At 49.9% G+C, this 16,376-nt stretch carries 13 protein-coding genes, 2 tRNA genes and 2 rRNA genes; 8 read left to right on the plus strand and 9 right to left on the minus strand.

Annotation, left to right across the window (positions count from 1 at the left end):
• The first annotated feature begins 146 nt into the window (after nucleotides 1–146).
• The 3 genes from rrf (EC840_RS13075) (at nucleotide 147) to rrf (EC840_RS13085) (ending at nucleotide 540) form a co-directional block, all read left to right on the plus strand.
• Nucleotides 147–262: ribosomal RNA gene (gene rrf / locus EC840_RS13075) — 5S ribosomal RNA — on the plus strand.
• A 50-nt stretch (nucleotides 263–312) separates the two neighbouring features.
• Nucleotides 313–388 (plus strand) — tRNA-Thr (locus EC840_RS13080).
• A 36-nt stretch (nucleotides 389–424) separates the two neighbouring features.
• A 5S ribosomal RNA gene (gene rrf / locus EC840_RS13085) occupies nucleotides 425–540 on the plus strand.
• A gap of 141 nt (nucleotides 541–681) precedes the next feature.
• Here the strand turns inward: rrf (EC840_RS13085) and actP are convergent.
• The 3 genes from actP to acs are packed head-to-tail and all read right to left on the minus strand — an operon-like array spanning nucleotide 682 to nucleotide 4,673.
• Complete coding sequence (gene actP / locus EC840_RS13090; RefSeq protein WP_165353160.1) at nucleotides 682–2,349, minus strand: cation/acetate symporter ActP; 1,668 nt, start codon at nucleotides 2,347–2,349, stop codon at nucleotides 682–684.
• A complete protein-coding gene (locus tag EC840_RS13095; RefSeq protein ID WP_112289154.1) occupies nucleotides 2,346–2,657 on the minus strand; it encodes a DUF485 domain-containing protein in 312 nt (103 codons plus the stop codon). Before EC840_RS13095 ends, actP begins: the two co-directional genes overlap by 4 nt.
• A gap of 54 nt (nucleotides 2,658–2,711) precedes the next feature.
• Nucleotides 2,712–4,673 (minus strand): acetate--CoA ligase, encoded by a 1,962-nt coding sequence (gene acs / locus EC840_RS13100; RefSeq protein WP_132965678.1) that lies wholly within the window; start codon nucleotides 4,671–4,673, stop codon nucleotides 2,712–2,714.
• A 518-nt stretch (nucleotides 4,674–5,191) separates the two neighbouring features.
• Here acs and EC840_RS13105 point away from each other — a divergent pair.
• From EC840_RS13105 to EC840_RS13125, 5 genes are all read left to right on the plus strand, one after another.
• Nucleotides 5,192–5,773 carry a fimbrial protein gene (locus EC840_RS13105; protein ID WP_112289156.1) on the plus strand — a complete coding sequence of 194 codons (582 nt, stop codon included), beginning with the start codon at nucleotides 5,192–5,194 and terminating at the stop codon, nucleotides 5,771–5,773.
• Nucleotides 5,774–5,972: 199 nt separating this feature from the next.
• Nucleotides 5,973–8,375, plus strand: coding sequence for a fimbria/pilus outer membrane usher protein (locus tag EC840_RS13110; protein ID WP_243701067.1), 2,403 nt, complete (start codon nucleotides 5,973–5,975; stop codon nucleotides 8,373–8,375).
• A 47-nt stretch (nucleotides 8,376–8,422) separates the two neighbouring features.
• Nucleotides 8,423–9,157: a molecular chaperone gene (locus EC840_RS13115; protein ID WP_113878357.1), complete on the plus strand. Its 735-nt coding sequence runs from the start codon at nucleotides 8,423–8,425 to the stop codon at nucleotides 9,155–9,157.
• A gap of 55 nt (nucleotides 9,158–9,212) precedes the next feature.
• Nucleotides 9,213–10,184 carry a fimbrial protein gene (locus EC840_RS13120; RefSeq protein WP_113878358.1) on the plus strand — a complete coding sequence of 324 codons (972 nt, stop codon included), beginning with the start codon at nucleotides 9,213–9,215 and terminating at the stop codon, nucleotides 10,182–10,184.
• A 23-nt stretch (nucleotides 10,185–10,207) separates the two neighbouring features.
• A complete protein-coding gene (locus EC840_RS13125; protein WP_112289160.1) occupies nucleotides 10,208–10,480 on the plus strand; it encodes a helix-turn-helix transcriptional regulator in 273 nt (90 codons plus the stop codon).
• 25 nt (nucleotides 10,481–10,505) lie between these two features.
• On the opposite strand, the gene EC840_RS13130 is transcribed toward EC840_RS13125, so the two are convergent.
• The 6 genes from EC840_RS13130 to EC840_RS13155 all read right to left on the minus strand — a co-directional run bounded on the left by EC840_RS13130 (nucleotide 10,506) and on the right by EC840_RS13155 (nucleotide 16,295).
• Nucleotides 10,506–11,060: a FidL-like protein gene (locus EC840_RS13130; protein WP_129639352.1), complete on the minus strand. Its 555-nt coding sequence runs from the start codon at nucleotides 11,058–11,060 to the stop codon at nucleotides 10,506–10,508.
• Entirely contained in the window at nucleotides 11,050–11,934 is an 885-nt protein-coding gene (locus EC840_RS13135; protein ID WP_132965682.1) for a winged helix-turn-helix domain-containing protein, read from the minus strand. The genes EC840_RS13130 and EC840_RS13135 overlap by 11 nt, the downstream gene beginning before the upstream one ends.
• 255 nt (nucleotides 11,935–12,189) lie before the next feature.
• Nucleotides 12,190–13,215 carry a S66 peptidase family protein gene (locus EC840_RS13140; RefSeq protein WP_132965684.1) on the minus strand — a complete coding sequence of 342 codons (1,026 nt, stop codon included), beginning with the start codon at nucleotides 13,213–13,215 and terminating at the stop codon, nucleotides 12,190–12,192.
• Between the two features lie 525 nt (nucleotides 13,216–13,740).
• A tRNA-Phe gene (locus EC840_RS13145) sits at nucleotides 13,741–13,816 on the minus strand.
• Between the two features lie 129 nt (nucleotides 13,817–13,945).
• Nucleotides 13,946–14,521 carry a transcriptional regulator gene (locus EC840_RS13150; protein ID WP_112289746.1) on the minus strand — a complete coding sequence of 192 codons (576 nt, stop codon included), beginning with the start codon at nucleotides 14,519–14,521 and terminating at the stop codon, nucleotides 13,946–13,948.
• Nucleotides 14,522–14,564: 43 nt separating this feature from the next.
• On the minus strand, nucleotides 14,565–16,295 hold the full coding sequence (locus EC840_RS13155; protein ID WP_132965686.1) for a protein-disulfide reductase DsbD: 1,731 nt from the start codon (nucleotides 16,293–16,295) through the stop codon (nucleotides 14,565–14,567).
• Between the last annotated feature and the right edge of the window lie 81 nt (nucleotides 16,296–16,376).

Genomic DNA, 16,376 nt, shown 5'->3' on the forward strand with positions numbered 1-16,376 from the left:
ATGACCCGAGAGGCTTAACCTTACAACACCAAAGGTGTTTTTAGAGACTTGAAGTAGATTTTCAGCTGATTGTTCCGAGATTGGTTCGTATGGCGTAGTGTGTTGAGAAATCATGGCATGATGCGGTATGGATGAAACAGAATTTGCCTGGCGGCAGTAGCGCGGTGGTCCCACCTGACCCCATGCCGAACTCAGAAGTGAAACGCCGTAGCGCCGATGGTAGTGTGGGGTCTCCCCATGCGAGAGTAGGGAACTGCCAGGCATCAAATTAGTAAAGTTTGCTTATAAGCGAGCTGTTAGAAGAATAAGCGTGCTGATATGGCTCAGTTGGTAGAGCGCACCCTTGGTAAGGGTGAGGTCCCCAGTTCGACTCTGGGTATCAGCACCAGTAATAAGCGTAGAGTTCGGTAAATTACAGAATTTGCCTGGCGGCACTAGCGCGGTGGTCCCACCTGACCCCATGCCGAACTCAGAAGTGAAACGCCGTAGCGCCGATGGTAGTGTGGGGTCTCCCCATGCGAGAGTAGGGAACTGCCAGGCATCAAAAAAAGACAAAAGCCCCGTACGAAAGTACGGGGCTTTTGTCTTTTCTACATTCAAAGGCTCGGCGATTTAAGACTGAAGATTCAAACAAAAGGCCATCTTCAGGGATGGCCTTTTGCGTTTCTGAAATCAGAACAATCAGTGATTAGAACTTTGAGAGATCCCGATCCCGGTTTGTGAGCGTACAAACTGAGGATAGAAACGTTCCCTTTCTTTCTGGCCTTCCAGAGAGTTATCAGTAATCGAGAAGAACCAGGTCCCCACGAAGGCGACAATCATCGAGAATAAAGCCGGGTATTCATACGGATAAATAGGTTTGGCATGCCCTAAAATTTGTACCCAGATAGTTGGCCCGAGGATCATGAGTATGACTGCAGTGAGTAATCCCAGCCAGCCACCAATCATTGCTCCGCGCGTAGTCAGTTTGGACCAGTACATTGAAAGCAGGATAATCGGGAAGTTACAGCTCGCAGCGATGGAGAAAGCCAGACCGACCATGAACGCAATATTCTGTTTTTCAAACAAAATACCCAGAGCAATCGCCACGATCCCTAACAAGATGACTGTTATCTTCGAAACGCGTAACTCATCCCGTTCAGTGGCTTTGCCATCCTTGATAACACTGGCATAAAGGTCATGCGATACCGCTGAAGCGCCCGCTAATGTCAGACCTGCAACAACGGCGAGAATAGTGGCGAAGGCGACGGCAGAGATGAAGCCAAGGAAGAAGCTTCCTCCTACGGCATCAGCCAGATGGACTGCTGCCATATTATTGCCGCCGAGCAATACACCACTGGCATCTTTAAAGGCAGGATTCCCACTGACCAGAACGATGGCGCCGAAACCGATAATGAAGGTCAAAATATAGAAGTAACCAATAAAACCGGTGGCATAAAATACGCTTTTACGCGCTTCTTTAGCATCGTTCACCGTGAAGAAACGCATCAGGATATGCGGCAGACCGGCGGTACCGAACATCAGCGCGAGGCCAAGAGACAGAGCCGATATCGGGTCTGAAACCAGTCCTCCCGGGCTCATGATCGCAATCCCTTTAGAATGCACCGCAACGGCCTGAGTAAAGAGCGTATTGAAGTTAAAGCCGACAGATCTCATGACCATCACGGCCATGAATGTCGCACCCGCCAGCAGCAGAATTGCTTTGATGATTTGCACCCAGGTTGTCGCCAGCATCCCGCCAAACAACACATAGAGCACCATCAGGATCCCGACCAGGATCACGGCAACATGATAGTTAAGACCAAACAGCAGCTGGATTAACTTACCGGCACCGACCATCTGTGCAATCAGATACAACGCGACTACGACCAGTGAACCACAGGCTGAAAGCAGCCGGATGGGTTTCTGCTTAAGACGGTAAGACGCAACGTCGGCAAAGGTATATTTACCCAGGTTTCGCAGACGTTCGGCGATGAGGAACAGGATAATCGGCCAGCCAATCAGGAAACCGATGGAGTAAATCAGCCCATCGTATCCGGAGGTGTAAACCAGCGCAGAGATGCCAAGGAAAGACGCGGCTGACATAAAGTCACCGGCAATCGCCATACCGTTTTGCAGGCCGGTAATGCGCCCGCCCGCAGTGTAGTAATCCTGACGGGATCGCGTACGTTTTGCTGCCCAATAGGTGATATATAACGTCGCACCGACAAACAGTACGAACATCACAATCGCTTCTATATTAAGAGGCTGGCGTTTCACTTCACCTGCAATTCCTTCGGCGGCAAACAGGTTGAAGGGGAAGGCTGAAACCAACGCCAGTAAAAGAAGAGAGCCACGATGAGCCTTCATGGCTGCACCTCGCGGATAATATCTGCCGTCAGCCGGTCAAATTCGCTATTCGCACGGATGACATAAATCCCGGTCAAAACGAAAGAGATAACGATCAGCCCCACGCCAACAGGAATACCCCGGGTAATCGTGGCACCTTCATAAAGTGGGGTTCCCAGCCACTGCGGATCAAAAGCAATCAGCAGGATAAAGGCAACGTACAGGACCAAGGTAATCCCTGAAAGTAACCAGGCAAAACGACTGCGTTTTTGCACCAGTTCCCTAAAGCGCGGATTATTTACAACTCTCTGATAAATGAGATCATTCATCTCAGTGACTCCTGTGAGGCATTGATAGAGTTCACCGCGCCAGGGCGGTGAAAATTACGACGGCACTTTCATTGATTGTTTTTCTTCCAACAATTTGTCGACTACGCCCGGATCCGCCAGCGTAGAGGTGTCTCCCAGATTACTGGTGTCGCCGGCAGCAATCTTGCGCAGGATACGGCGCATGATTTTGCCGGAGCGGGTTTTAGGTAATGAATCCGTCCAGTGAAGAACGTCTGGTGTGGCGATGGACCCTATCTCTTTGCGCACCCAGTTGCGCACTTCGGTATAGAGTTCCGGTGACGGTTCTTCGCCGTGATTGAGAGTGATGTAGGCGTAAATAGCCTGCCCTTTGATGTTATGCGGAATGCCGACAACAGCCGCTTCTGCAATTTTAGGGTGTGAAACCAGCGCGGATTCAATTTCAGCAGTTCCCAGCCGATGGCCGGAAATATTCAGCACGTCATCAACGCGGCCAGTGATCCAGTAATAACCGTCTTCGTCACGACGGGCACCGTCGCCACTGAAATACATATTCTTGAACGTTGAGAAATAGGTCTGCTCGAAGCGTTCATGATCACCAAACAGCGTACGCGCCTGTCCGGGCCATGAATCGGTGATCACCAGATTGCCTTCGCATGCACCTTCCTGTGGAACACCTTCGTTATCCACCAGCGCAGGCTGAACGCCAAAGAACGGTCGCGTTGCCGAACCGGCTTTCAGCTCAGTGGCGCCCGGCAATGGCGTTATCATGAAACCGCCAGTTTCGGTTTGCCACCAGGTATCGACAATCGGGCAATGGCTGTTGCCTATTGTTTTGTAGTACCACTCCCAGGCTTCCGGATTAATGGGTTCCCCCACCGAGCCCATGATCCGCAGCGATTCACGGCTGGTCCCTTCAATCGCTTTATCGCCTTCAGCCATCAGTGCACGGATAGCGGTAGGAGCTGTATAAAGGATGTTTACTTTATGCTTATCAATGACCTGAGCCATGCGGGCCGGTGTCGGATAATTTGGCACACCTTCAAACATCAGGCTGATTGCGCCGCATGCCAGCGGGCCGTAGAGCAAATAGCTGTGACCCGTTACCCAGCCAACATCGGCGGTACACCAGTAGATGTCTCCGTCGTGATAATTAAAGGTGTATTTAAATGTAAGAGCGGCATAGACCAGATAACCGCCGGTGGTGTGCAGCACGCCTTTTGGCTTACCGGTAGAACCGGAGGTATAGAGGATGAAGAGCGGATCTTCCGCATTCATTTCTTCGGCCGGACAATCAGCTGAAACGCCGTCAATGGCATCATGCCACCAGATATCACGACCTTCTTTCCACTCGCCCTGTTTGCCGGTGCGTTTGAAAATAATGGAATGTGTCACGCTGGTGACTGAAGGATTTTTTAGCGCATCGTCCACATTCTGCTTCAGCGGAATCGTGCGACCCGCACGCAGCCCTTCATCGGCGGTGATAACCACTTTCGCGCTGGAGTCGATAATACGACCAGAGACGGCTTCAGGTGAGAAACCGGCAAAGATAACGGAATGCACGGCACCAATACGCGCACATGCCAGCATGGCAACGGCAGCTTCCGGCACCATCGGCATATAAATCGCGACGACGTCGCCTTTTTTAACACCCAATCCTTTCAGCACATTCGCAAACTGGCAGACATCATGGTGAAGCTGTTTGTAGGTGACGTGTTTGTTTTCAGCGTTAGGGTCATCGCCTTCCCATATCAGTGCCGTCTGGTCGCCTTTTTCCGCTAAATGACGATCCAGGCAGTTCGCGGCCAGATTGAGGGTGCCGTCCTCAAACCAGCGGATATCGATATTTCCCGGTGCGAATGACGTGTTCTTCACTTTTGTGAAAGGTTTGATCCAGTCTAATACTTTCGCCTGTTCGGCCCAGAATGCATCCGGATCTTCGACAGACTGTTGATAAAACTGCTGATATTTCTCAGGTGTAATCAGGGTACGTTCTGCGACAGAGGCAGGAATAGGGTGCTTGTAAACATGGCTCATGGTTTTTCTCCTTTGACTTGTTAATGATATGTCAATCAAAGGTTAAGTGTAGTTTGCTGTTTGGCTTTGTTTGGTTTTTGGGGGTCAGATCACGCAAGCAGAGTAAAAACAGCAGGATATGCGCATGTTCATTGCGGAGCACTCCACATAAATAAAATGGAGAGGTAGGAGGAGAAAAAAGGAGTGATTGGTAAAAATTTATGATTAAAAATGTAATAAATTGGTTAAATAAAGCTTAACTCACCTTATCTAATGCGAAAATTATTATTCATTAGAGAACATTTAATATCATTTATTTTAACTTATAAGTTAATTTCCTTTCATAATGGCAATGTTTAAAGATTAATCCGAGCGTAAAACTCTTAATATTTGCATTAAGCGAATTATTATAACGTTAAATTAAAAATATCAGTATATTGATCTGGCAAGAGAGGGGTGCTCTCTTCGGTACAGCGAATAATATCGCTTAACAGCTGCTTAACGCTTAATAGCTACCGTTACAATCTCAAGGACTTACTATGTTTAACGCTAAGAACAAGACACTGGTTATCGCTTTATCTGCCCTTATTTCTGCTTCAGCTTTCGCAGATGATGTTACAACACCGCCGACAGGAACCGATCAGGGCTCTGGCCGCATTCATTTCACCGGAACCGTTATTAATGCGCCTTGCTCAATTGCTCCAGGAGATGAGGACATTAATGTGAACATGGGTCAGGTAGCGAATAAGGTGCTGGAAAGCGGTAATAAATATTCCCAGAACGTTAACTACACCATTCACCTGCAAGGCTGCGACCTGACTGCACAAACTGCGGGCACCGTCGAATATCCGGCGATGTCTAAAGTGGCCGTTTCTTTCGCAGGCACGCCTGACAGCAGCGCGAGTGAACTGCTGGCTAACACCGGCAGTGCAAAAGGCGCAGGCATTCGTCTGATTGATGCGAACGGCGACCTGCTGAAAGTCGGTGATACCTCTAAAGATATCAACCTTGTCACCGGTAATAATGAGCTGGTATTTGCTGCGCGCGTTGAAGCCAACTCACAGCCAGTTTCGACCGGTACTATCGTTTCTCAGGCAACGTACGCCCTGAATTATAAATAAGCATTGTTATTATTTAGGGGAGTTATCTCCCCTTTATTTTCCAGGTGCACCTGCGCCAGGGGTTTATGTTTGATCTATAAAAGCAAAAAGTGATTTTATTATGTTGTTTGCGATGGATGGAACATCGACAAGGAAGGGGACAGGCTTTTGGCTTATTTTCCTTTTGTCGGGATGCTTAATTTCAATCAGAAGCCTGGCGGTGGAATTTAACGTTAACTTTATTGATTCTGCCGATCGCAATAACGTCGATCTGTCGCGTTTTCAGGTTGCCAATTACATCGCGCCTGGAGAGTACCTGCTGGATGTGATGCTTAATGGTCGCACCTTCGGTGACCAGAGTGTCATTCAATATATTCCGGTCGATGATAATAAAAATAGCCGGTTATGTTTACCGCCTTCACTGGTGGATAAATTCGATCTGACCAAAGCAGCCCGGGAAAAAATAACCCTCTGGCATCACGGCAAATGTACGTCACTGGATAAAATGCCGGAAGTGACCACTCGTTACGATCAGGAAAGGCAGACGCTTAATATCAGCATTCCGCAAGCCTGGCTGACGTTCCACGACCAGAACTGGGTGCCACCTTCTCAATGGGATGAGGGTGTAAACGGCGTTTTGCTCGACTATAACCTGCTGGGTAGCCGTTACATGCCTCAACAGGGCGATACTTCGACCAGTTTCAGCAGCTACGGTACCACCGGGTTTAACCTCGGGGCGTGGCGCGCCCGTGCGGATTATCAGTATTCCTCTTCCCGCACCTCAGGTTCGCCAGCCAGTGATAATTTCACCTGGACGCAGAAATACGTGTATCGCGCTTTACCCTCTATCGGCGCACGCCTGACCGGGGGACAAACGTATCTGAGTTCTGACATTTTTGATTCATTCCGCTTTCTCGGTGCGTCGCTAAACAGTGACCAGCGCATGTTGCCACCGTCGTTACGTGGCTATGCGCCGCAGGTGACCGGGATCGCCAAAACCAATGCCAAAGTCAGTATCAGCCAGAATGGACGGGTCATCTACCAGACCAACGTCTCGCCGGGGCCATTCGTGGTTCAGGACCTGACCGAAGCAGTACAGGGTTCGCTGGACGTCAAAATCGAAGAAGAAAATGGCAGCGTCACTACCTATCAGGTGACGACGGCCACCATTCCCTTTCTGACCCGCAAAGGCCAGGTGCGGTTTAAAACGGCCATGGGGAAACCGACCACAGGCAGCAGCAACCGCGTTTTACAGCCGGGTTTTTACAGCGGGGAAATGTCCTGGGGGGCGCTAAATGATTTCTCGCTTTATGGCGGGCTGATTGCGACGACCGGGAATTATCAGGCGCAGGCGCTGGGTATCGGGCAAAACCTGCAAAAACTCGGCGCGGTATCTTTTGACGTGACTCGCTCTTCTGCGACCGTACCAGATGCGGGTAAACAAACCGGTTTCAGCTACCGCGCCAACTATTCCAAACGCTTTGATTCGACTGGCAGTCAGATCACGTTCGCCGGTTATCGCTTTTCACAAAAGACATTTATGTCTTTTAACCAGTATCTCGACAAGGTGAACGGTGACGGTTATTCCCGTGATGACAAACAAACGTACACAGTGACCGCTAACCAGTATCTGCCGTGGCCGGCGATCACCTTGTATCTGTCGGCGACGCATAAGGTCTACTGGAACGAAGACCCGAGCAACAACTACAGCGTCTCCGTCAGCAAGATTTTCGATATCGGGCGCTTTACCGGTGTCTCTGCCACCTTTTCGGCCAGCAAGCTGAATTACCGTGATACCGATGAAAACCAGATGTTTCTGTCACTCAGCCTCCCGCTGTCTTCAGGACAACAAATCAGCTACGACGCGCAGCAGGATTCGCAAAGCGGCTTCTCGCAAACCGCGTCGTATTACAACAGTCAGGACCCGAACAATACCTGGCGCGTTGGCGCGGGCGGGAGTAGTCCGGATATACAAAAAGGTAACGGTGTGTTCCGCGCGAACTATCAGCATATGTCGCCGTACGGCCAGTTCGGCGCTAACGGCAGCGTGAAAAATAACGATTACCGTTCGGTGAATGCGAACTGGTACGGCTCGTTTACCGCCACTGCGGCGGGTGCGGCCTTGCATCAGAGCAGCGCGGGCAGCGAGCCTCGCATGATGGTGTCGACCGGCGTGAAAGGCATTCCGATAAGCGACGGGGCGTCCGTGACCAATGATTACGGCATTGCGGTGGTGAATGGCGTATCCAGTTATCAGACCTCTGATATCCGCGTTGATGTGAACCATTTACCGGATGACGTGGAAGTCTATAGCTCAGTGGTCAGTAAAACCCTGACGGAAGGGGCAATAGGTTTTCGCAAAATCCGCGCGATTAAAGGTGAGCGTCTGATGGCGGTGATCCGCCTGAAAGATGGCAGTCATCCGCCGCTCGGGGCATCAGTCACCGACAACAGCTCCGGTTTTGAAGCCGGACTAATCGGTGACGGAGGTCTGGCCTATCTGGCCGGGGTGTCAGGTGAGAAATCCCTGACTGTCCGCTGGGGAGACGACCAGCAATGCCAGGTTCAGGTGCCGCCGCAGCCTGAAACCTCTTCAGGGCAGGTATTGCTGCCTTGCAATTAATGATGAAAAGCGGTCTGAAGGGATCGCATAAGTAAGGGAATAACCAGATGAAAAAAATGATTTTACGCTGCGTAGCCGTACTGATGTTGGCTGGAGCATGTTATCCGGCAGTCGCCGCGGTGAATCTTGACCGGACGCGCATCATCTATAACGCCAGCGATAAATCCGTCAGCGTCATGCTCGAGAACCAGAGCAAGGAACTGCCTTATCTGGCGCAGGTCTGGCTGGAGAACGCTCAGGGCGAAAAAATTACCTCGCCGCTGGTGGCGCTGCCGCCGATGCAGCGAATTGATGCCGGGCAGAAAAGCCAGATCCGTATTCTGCAACTGCCGGAAACGGCCGGTTTACCGAAAGACCGTGAGTCGCTGTTCTACTTCAACGTGCGCGAAGTGCCGCCAAAAAGTGATATGGCGAACGTGATGCAGGTGGCAATCCAAAGCCGCGTGAAATTGTTCTTCCGCCCGGCGGAACTGAGAAAACTGTTGAAAGCCGACTGGCAGGAACAGCTCCAGGTTTCACGGCTTAGTAACGGGCTGAAACTGACGAATCCTACACCCTTTTACATCACTGTCGGATATCTGGGTAAAGACAATAAAGGCAATGCATCGGGTTTTGACAGCGTCATGCTGGCGCCGTTTGCGACGGAATCTCTGACCGGCAGTCAGTACGTCAGCGACCGTTACAGTCTCGGGTACATGGATGATTATGGCGGTCTTCAGGTCAATCAATATCATTGCCCGTCCGTGCAATGTCAGCTTATCAGCAAGGATGATAAGCGATAACAACCACGTGAGAAGCCGTGACTGAACGGATTTACCATAAAGAAAAGGGATTGTTATGCCTGATATTTGCAGATTATCCATTGGCCGGATGGCAATCATCATCCTGCTCTTCTTATTTTCCCGCAGCGCCCTGGCGCTCGATTGTGTGGAGAAAGGCACCGGTATTGTGGATAAACCGGCGATACCAGTAGGGCAACTGGCTATCCCGGCGAATGTTCCTGTCGGCACCAAGGTCTGGGAATCGAATGACATCAACGTCACGGCGTATTGCGACAATGTGCTGGGGTCGATTATTGACGTTGTGCATTTCTACTTTAACCCTAAATCCCAGTCGATCGGGGAAGGCTTATTGCTGGGTGTGAGCTACAACGGGCAGGATCTGGAACAGAACGAGCAGAGACTCAGTACTAACAGTACGCCTATCAAAAAGGGCCAGAACGTCACCGTCAACGTGACGTTTCGCCTGTATATCAAAGTCAGTGGTAATGCCCCTTCCAGCGGGCATTACCAGGGCGCGGATCAGTTCACCGTCTTTCAGCTTGATGGCAGCAGAGGTATTAACAAATCCCCCGGTGCTAAAAACCTCAAATACAACCTTTCTGGCTTGCAGGGGATCCGTTTTCTGGCCTGCGGTTCAGACCTGAAAGTGTATCCGGAATCTCAGATTGTTGATTTTGGCGCCATTCAAAGCACGACCCTTTCACGATCTTCAGGTATTTCACTGCCATTTGCCATTAAGGCTGTAAAACAAGGATGTCTGGATAACTTCTCACTGCAGGCAGAATTTTCTACGGCCAGTCCGCTGCTGGATGACACCGCGATAGACCTTTCAAACGGTGCCAAGCTCATGCTCTACAACGACCAGCAGAAGGCAATTACTTTCAACCGGTACGATAACTTTGCAGAGCTTAACAATGTGAATGAGGTCACCAAAAACTTCACTGCAAAACTGAGTGCCATTCCGGGGAAAACACTTTCTCTCGGGCAGTTTGATGCGTCGGTGATCGTCAAAATTAACTATTACTGACCGCAAAGATAAGGGAGAACGATATGCTAAGAACGGCAAAACTGCGGGCTCAGGCGCTGGAAGAGCCCATATACTCAGCCCAGGCACCTGAACTCATCGCAGAAAAGCACATTCACGCCCTGCTGCAAACCCTGCGCGAGGATGCCGGATTGAGTAAAACTGAACTGGCCAGACGGCTTGGGATCACGCCACCGGCAATCACCCGTCTTGAGAAGCGGCCAGCTCAGGCAAGCTTCAGTACTTTGTCTCGTTATGCCCAGGCTTGCGGTTATGATTTATATCTTTACTATAAATAATCAGGCTTCATCCATTTTGCTGTTTTTAAAAAGATTTTTTGAAAACACATAATGCAAACGAAGACTGATTACTTTCTATCAGCATGGTGTTGTCATCATATTTCTTCAACACCATCGTATCGGTATGCCCGGTCAGAAAAAAACTGTTTATCATCAGAAGCGAAGAAATCCCCCAGTCCATACTGTCTATGCTATCAATGTTAATCTGTCTGCTGGTCATTGAATAGGTATCGGTCACTTTGCTCTCCTGTACGTAGTCATAATAGATATTCCTCAGCAAAGTTTTCCTGTTTACCAGTTTTCCTTCCTCATTGTATAAATATGCAGTTCCACTGAGTGAAACTAAAATTTTACGATTATCAAGAAAACTAAAGTACAGAGAGGTCACCATTTTCGCTCTCTGATGATCATATTGTGCTTCTACGATCATACTTCCCCTGCAAGGGATATTAACCGGGAACGTATGCTTGTCCTTTCTCAGAGACATTCCATATAACACTAACAGCAATGCGGCGACAGGAAGTAACGTAAAAATAATGGTTTTCTTACCCGGAGGAATAAATTTTCTATCACTGATCATGCGTGGTCCTGTCATTTGTATAATAGCTTATGCAAACACTTGCTTTATGATTGTCATCGGTGCTGCATTGCGCGAGAAACTCCCGCACTGAACCGGTATTTATTGGCGAAGAGAAAAGCTCGCTTTGAAATATAAGAATGTGTCCTGGTTTGCATGAGATATTGTTCTTATGCAGAAAATCTTCTGCCAGTTGAATAAAATTACTCTTATTTGACCGGGAAACCGGGGCCGTAGCGTACAAGCTGCAGGATCCGATTTTGGCAATCTCTAAGTCAGCTTTCGGATCGCTCATATCATTGTAAAAAATGAAAATTGCCCAGACTGTCAGTGCGGCAGTGACCAGAATGCTCATTATAAAATAATGATGATATTTTCCCTTCTGCGGTTCAGGTTCAGGTTCAGTTGCATTTTGCTGTGGCGCCACAGAATGATTTATTATTTCGTCATCCGGCATCGCTCCGCTCAGAACAATATCGGGTTCTTTAGCAACTTCATCACTATTTTCTACTAATACCTGAGTCTCAATCTTATTGGCACAGGTCTCAATAATGATTTCCTTCCGGATGATAAATCCGACTTTAGGCACAGTAACGATAAATTCATTTTGGTATCCCAGCGTTGAGATGACTTTACGTAATTTGCTGATACAGTGATTAAGGTTATTATTGCTAGCGTTCAGGCCGTAGTCATCCCATACTTTTTTAAAGAATGTTTCACGCTGAACGACCACGCCCTGTTGTTCGATTAACAATAATAATATTCTCCGTGCAGGATTTGAGACGGTGATCTTACTTTCATCATCACTCAGTAATGAAAGCGAATTTTCCTCCGGATTGAAGACTATTTGATTTTCAATCAGATAAACCATGGGCATTCCACTCCTCCCTGTTTAGAATATTCGGTCATTTCCGCTGCATCAGTTAATTAGTACAGTGCTGCTTTACGGGTGCTTTATCTTTATATACTGCTTCACAGAGGGCAGTTAGTATAAACCCTTCTATTTTAAAAACAGATTTCTGTAGTAAATGTTTACAGAGCAGTCGCTTGAAATGTAAATGGCCGGGATATGAAACAGGAAGATGATAATAAATCACGTACGGAATTTTAGTAGTACGTGATTTAGGAGGTATCAGCGCAGGTAATGACCAGAGATGTCGATACGCTGTCGATCAAAGTCGACAACAATATCAGTGCCCAGAGGAAGTGTTAACATCGGATGAGTGTGGCAACAGTCGAAGCCATCGACCAGGGGAATTTCCTGCCCGTTCAGAATCTCCAGCAGCACGTCCGCCGGGTGTCTTCCCGTACCGGCATTATCGAACAGTTCGTGTTTTCCGAGCAGAATGGCGCTCACACGATCGAAAACTCCGTTGAGCTTCAGCATCGAGAAAGAGCGTTCAACGGTGGCAATATCTTTAAGGCTGTCTTCAATAAACAATATATCGCCCTGATGAATTTCCGGCATATAAGGGCTACCCCAGATGCCTGATAAAGTATTCAGGTTCCCGCCGATAACCCGTCCTTCAATGCGTCCTGCCCCGAGAAAACGGCAGGTATTTGCATACAATTTTTTGGCTCTGACGGGCGTGACGTCATTCCAGTTGAGCTTTTCGTCCGTCCAGTATGCAGGAAGAGGATAACGGTAAGGCGCTTTATGGCGGGTCATCAGGATATCGGCAAAAGAGGCCCAGGTTTCATCAACCAGCGGGGGAAACTCGCCGAAAGAAGCCACCAGCGCCGGACCGTAGAACGTGATGAGACCGGTCTGAGCATAAATTCCGGCCAGAAGCGCCGTGGAATCGGAATACCCGATAATGATTTTCGGGTCAGCGCGCAGCGCATCGTAGTCCAGATAAGGCAGCAGGGAATTGCTGTTATTGCCTCCAATCGTCGACATCACACAACGCACCTGCGGGTCGCGGATCAGCTGATTGAATTCTTCCGCTCTCGCGGCAACTGAACCTGAACGGTAATGGTCAGAATGCCCCGTCAGTGAGCCCGCTTTCAGTACAAATCCTTTTTCTTCAAGAAATTTCTTTCCACGAGAAAAACGCTCAGGTGCCGTAGCAGTAACAGGTGACGACGCAGAGAAAAAACCAACGGTATCGCCGGTTTTCAACGGAGATGCGAGTAGCGGATTTGTGGACGAAGGCATTTTATATCCTATAAATTTGCTCAATGTTCAATCTGCAATGTATCAGCTCAAGTGCAGGTTTAATATGAGTTTATAGGGGATAGCAGTGGGGGATTGGACAGGAAATGATGTGGGCTGAGCAAGCGTCAGACAATTGGGGATGAGGTTCGATGGAGAGTCCGTAGCGCAAAAAGCAAAAAAACCGCCATAGGCGGGTTCTTCTAAATATGGTGCCCGGACTCGGACTAACGCCGCAGGCGTTTGAACAACGGCTTTGCCGTTGGCCCGCAGGGCGAGCCTGCTAAGGCGAGTCATCGAACGAAGTTCGATGGAGAGTCCGTACCGCAGAAAGCAAAAAACCAGCCGTTAGGCTGGTTTCTTTAAATATGGTGCCCGGACTCGGACTAACGCCGCAGGCGTTTGAACAACGGCTTTGCCGTTGGCCCGCAGGGCGAGCCTGCTAAGGCGAGTCATCGAACGAAGTTCGATGGAGAGTCCGTACCGCTGAAAGCAAAAAACCAGCCGTTAGGCTGGTTTCTTTAAATATGGTGCCCGGACTCGGAATCGAACCAAGGACACAGGGATTTTCAATCCCTTGCTCTACCGACTGAGCTATCCGGGCAACGGGGCGCATTAAACCGTATTGGGCCTGTGTCGTCAACGGCTTTGTCATCTAAAACACATAAAACGCGTTCGTTTGCTGCCTTTTCATTCAAAAAAAGCGAATTCGCGTGTCTGAAGACCAGAGAAGTCAGGAAAGCGCGCCATGTTCGCGGCAACGGGCGACGTTCAGCACATCCTCTGCCAGACGGCGGGCGACTTCCACGTCGTTCAGCTGGCGCTTAACCAGTAATTTACTCAGACACCCTTCAAGGATCAGTTCCATCTGCTGAGCGACCATTTCTGCATCATCCGACCCCATTTCCTGCAAAAGCGCCAGAGTGTAGTCATAGGATGCCAGTTTCTGTTGCTGAGCTAACTGATGGATCGGCATATCGCTGTCAGGGAAAAACGTACAGGCGGCGATAAACAGGCAACCGGGGTAGCGTTGCTGGCGCACCTGCTCATCCAGCACTTTGTACCGGGCCAGTAATTTCTGCGGCGCAGAAAGGGATTCATCGAGCATCAGCTGACGTCGCCAGATATCAATCTGTTCACCATGATAACGCAGGCTGTCATACAGCAGAGCTTCGGCATCCGGCCAGAAACGGCGTAATTCATTGAGCGGAACATCCACCAGTTCGGCGACAGTTTCCAGTGACAATGTTGCAAGGCCACGTTGTTCCAAAAGATTAAGGGTTTTATCGAGAACTTGTTCACGTAGCACGTTTGCCTCCTCACAATTCGCGTACTTCAAAAGGTAGTGTCGTTTAAGGGCGGGTTTTCTGCAAATGCGCGCTGAACTCTGCGGCATTCATAAATCCTGTCACCCTCGACTGTGGCAACTCATGTCCATCAGGTCCGAAGAATAAAATCGTCGGCAGGCCCAGAACCTTCAAACGCTCTAATAACGCTTTCTGCTCCGCGGAGTTTTGGGTGACATCAGCCTGCAGCAACAAGGTATTCGTCAGTTCATTCTGCACTTCTGGCGCTGAGAAGGTATATTTTTCGAACTCTTTACATGCCACACACCAGTCGGCGTACAAATCCAGCATGACGCGTTTGCCCTGAGCCCCCTGAAGGGCGGCATCCAGTTCACCTACATTATGGATTTTCTGGAAATTCAGAGCGTGCTGCGGCGCAGTTGTTTCACCGGCTGGCGTAAATGCCCAGTCCTGTAAGGGGCGACTGACAATCAGTGCCGCCGCAAGGAAGACTATCTGCAGCACGCGGACCACGCCTCGCTGGCTTTTCAGGCTCAGTACCAGCGCCCAGCCGAAGAAGGCCACGCCGAGCAGACTCCACAAACGCAGTCCCCAGGTATCGCCAATCACGCGTTCCAGCAGGAAAACCGGCAGAGCCAGTATCACAAAGCCAAAACCTTCCTTGACGTACTGCATCCACGGCCCGCTGCGTGGCAGCAGTTTGTTGCCAAACATCGTGGCGATAATCAACGGAGTGCCCATCCCCAGCGCATACAGATACAGCGTGCCAGCCCCCGCCAGCAGATCCCCGCTCTGGGCGATATACAACAAAATCGCGCTGAGCGGCGCGGTAGTGCAGGGCGAGCAGATCAGTCCCGCCAGTGCACCCATAATAAAGACGCCGGGCAGCGAGCCGCCTTTTTGCTCATTACTCCACAAAGCCAGACGGGTCTGCACAGAAGAAGGAAGTTGCAGGTTGAACGTGCCAAACATCGACAGCGCCAGTGCAATGAACATCACCGAAAGCACAATCAGTACCCACGGACTTTGCAGCGCCGCCTGGAACTGCAAGCCCGCTGCGGCCACTATCATGCCGAGCAGGGTGTATGTCAGCGCCATGCCCTGCACGTAAACCAATGCCAGCAGGAAGATACGCTTCATACTGTGAGGGCGCTGGCGTCCGAGAATGATGCCTGAAATCAGCGGATACATTGGCAGCACGCAAGGCGTAAAGGCAATTCCGATGCCGATCAGCAAAGCCCATAGCGGAGAAAACGGCAGGGGGGTGGATTGTGTTTCAGGCGTCGCGATAACCGGCGCGTTATCCGTTGCTGGTGTACTGGCGCGTTCCGGTTGTGTAACGGCACTCAGCGGAACCTCACGGGTTTCCGGCGGGTAACAGAACCCTGCGGCAGCACATCCCTGATAAGTGACACGAACGGTCGCCTCGGTGCTTGCCTCACGTATCGGAACCACAATATTTAGCGCGTTTTCATAAACTTCGCTGTCACCAAAAAATTCGTCGTGATGTTCGCGCCCCTTCGGCAAAAGGAAGGCGGCGAGCTGCGCATTCTTCGGTTCAAGCTCAATTTTACTGCGGTACAGATAATAGCCGTCGCGGATTTGCCAGCTAAGTTTAAGGTCATGACCCTGCTGCTGAAAATCAAAACTGAAAGCCTGATCGACAGGCACAAACTGCGCCGCCGCGGGTTTGCCAAACAAAGAGGCATTCGCCTGAAAGGGCAAAAGACACAGGCTGCAAAGCAGGAAGAAAATTCGAAGAATGCGGTGATCCATGCGGAGTAAAGTTCTCTTTGTCGCGGCAGATATACAGCCACTGAGTGAATCGACAGAAGAAGCGGACGGCTTCATGCCGCA

It is taken from the genome of Rahnella sp. JUb53 (genome assembly GCF_004346065.1).
Classification (GTDB): Bacteria; Pseudomonadota; Gammaproteobacteria; order Enterobacterales; family Enterobacteriaceae; genus Rahnella; species Rahnella variigena.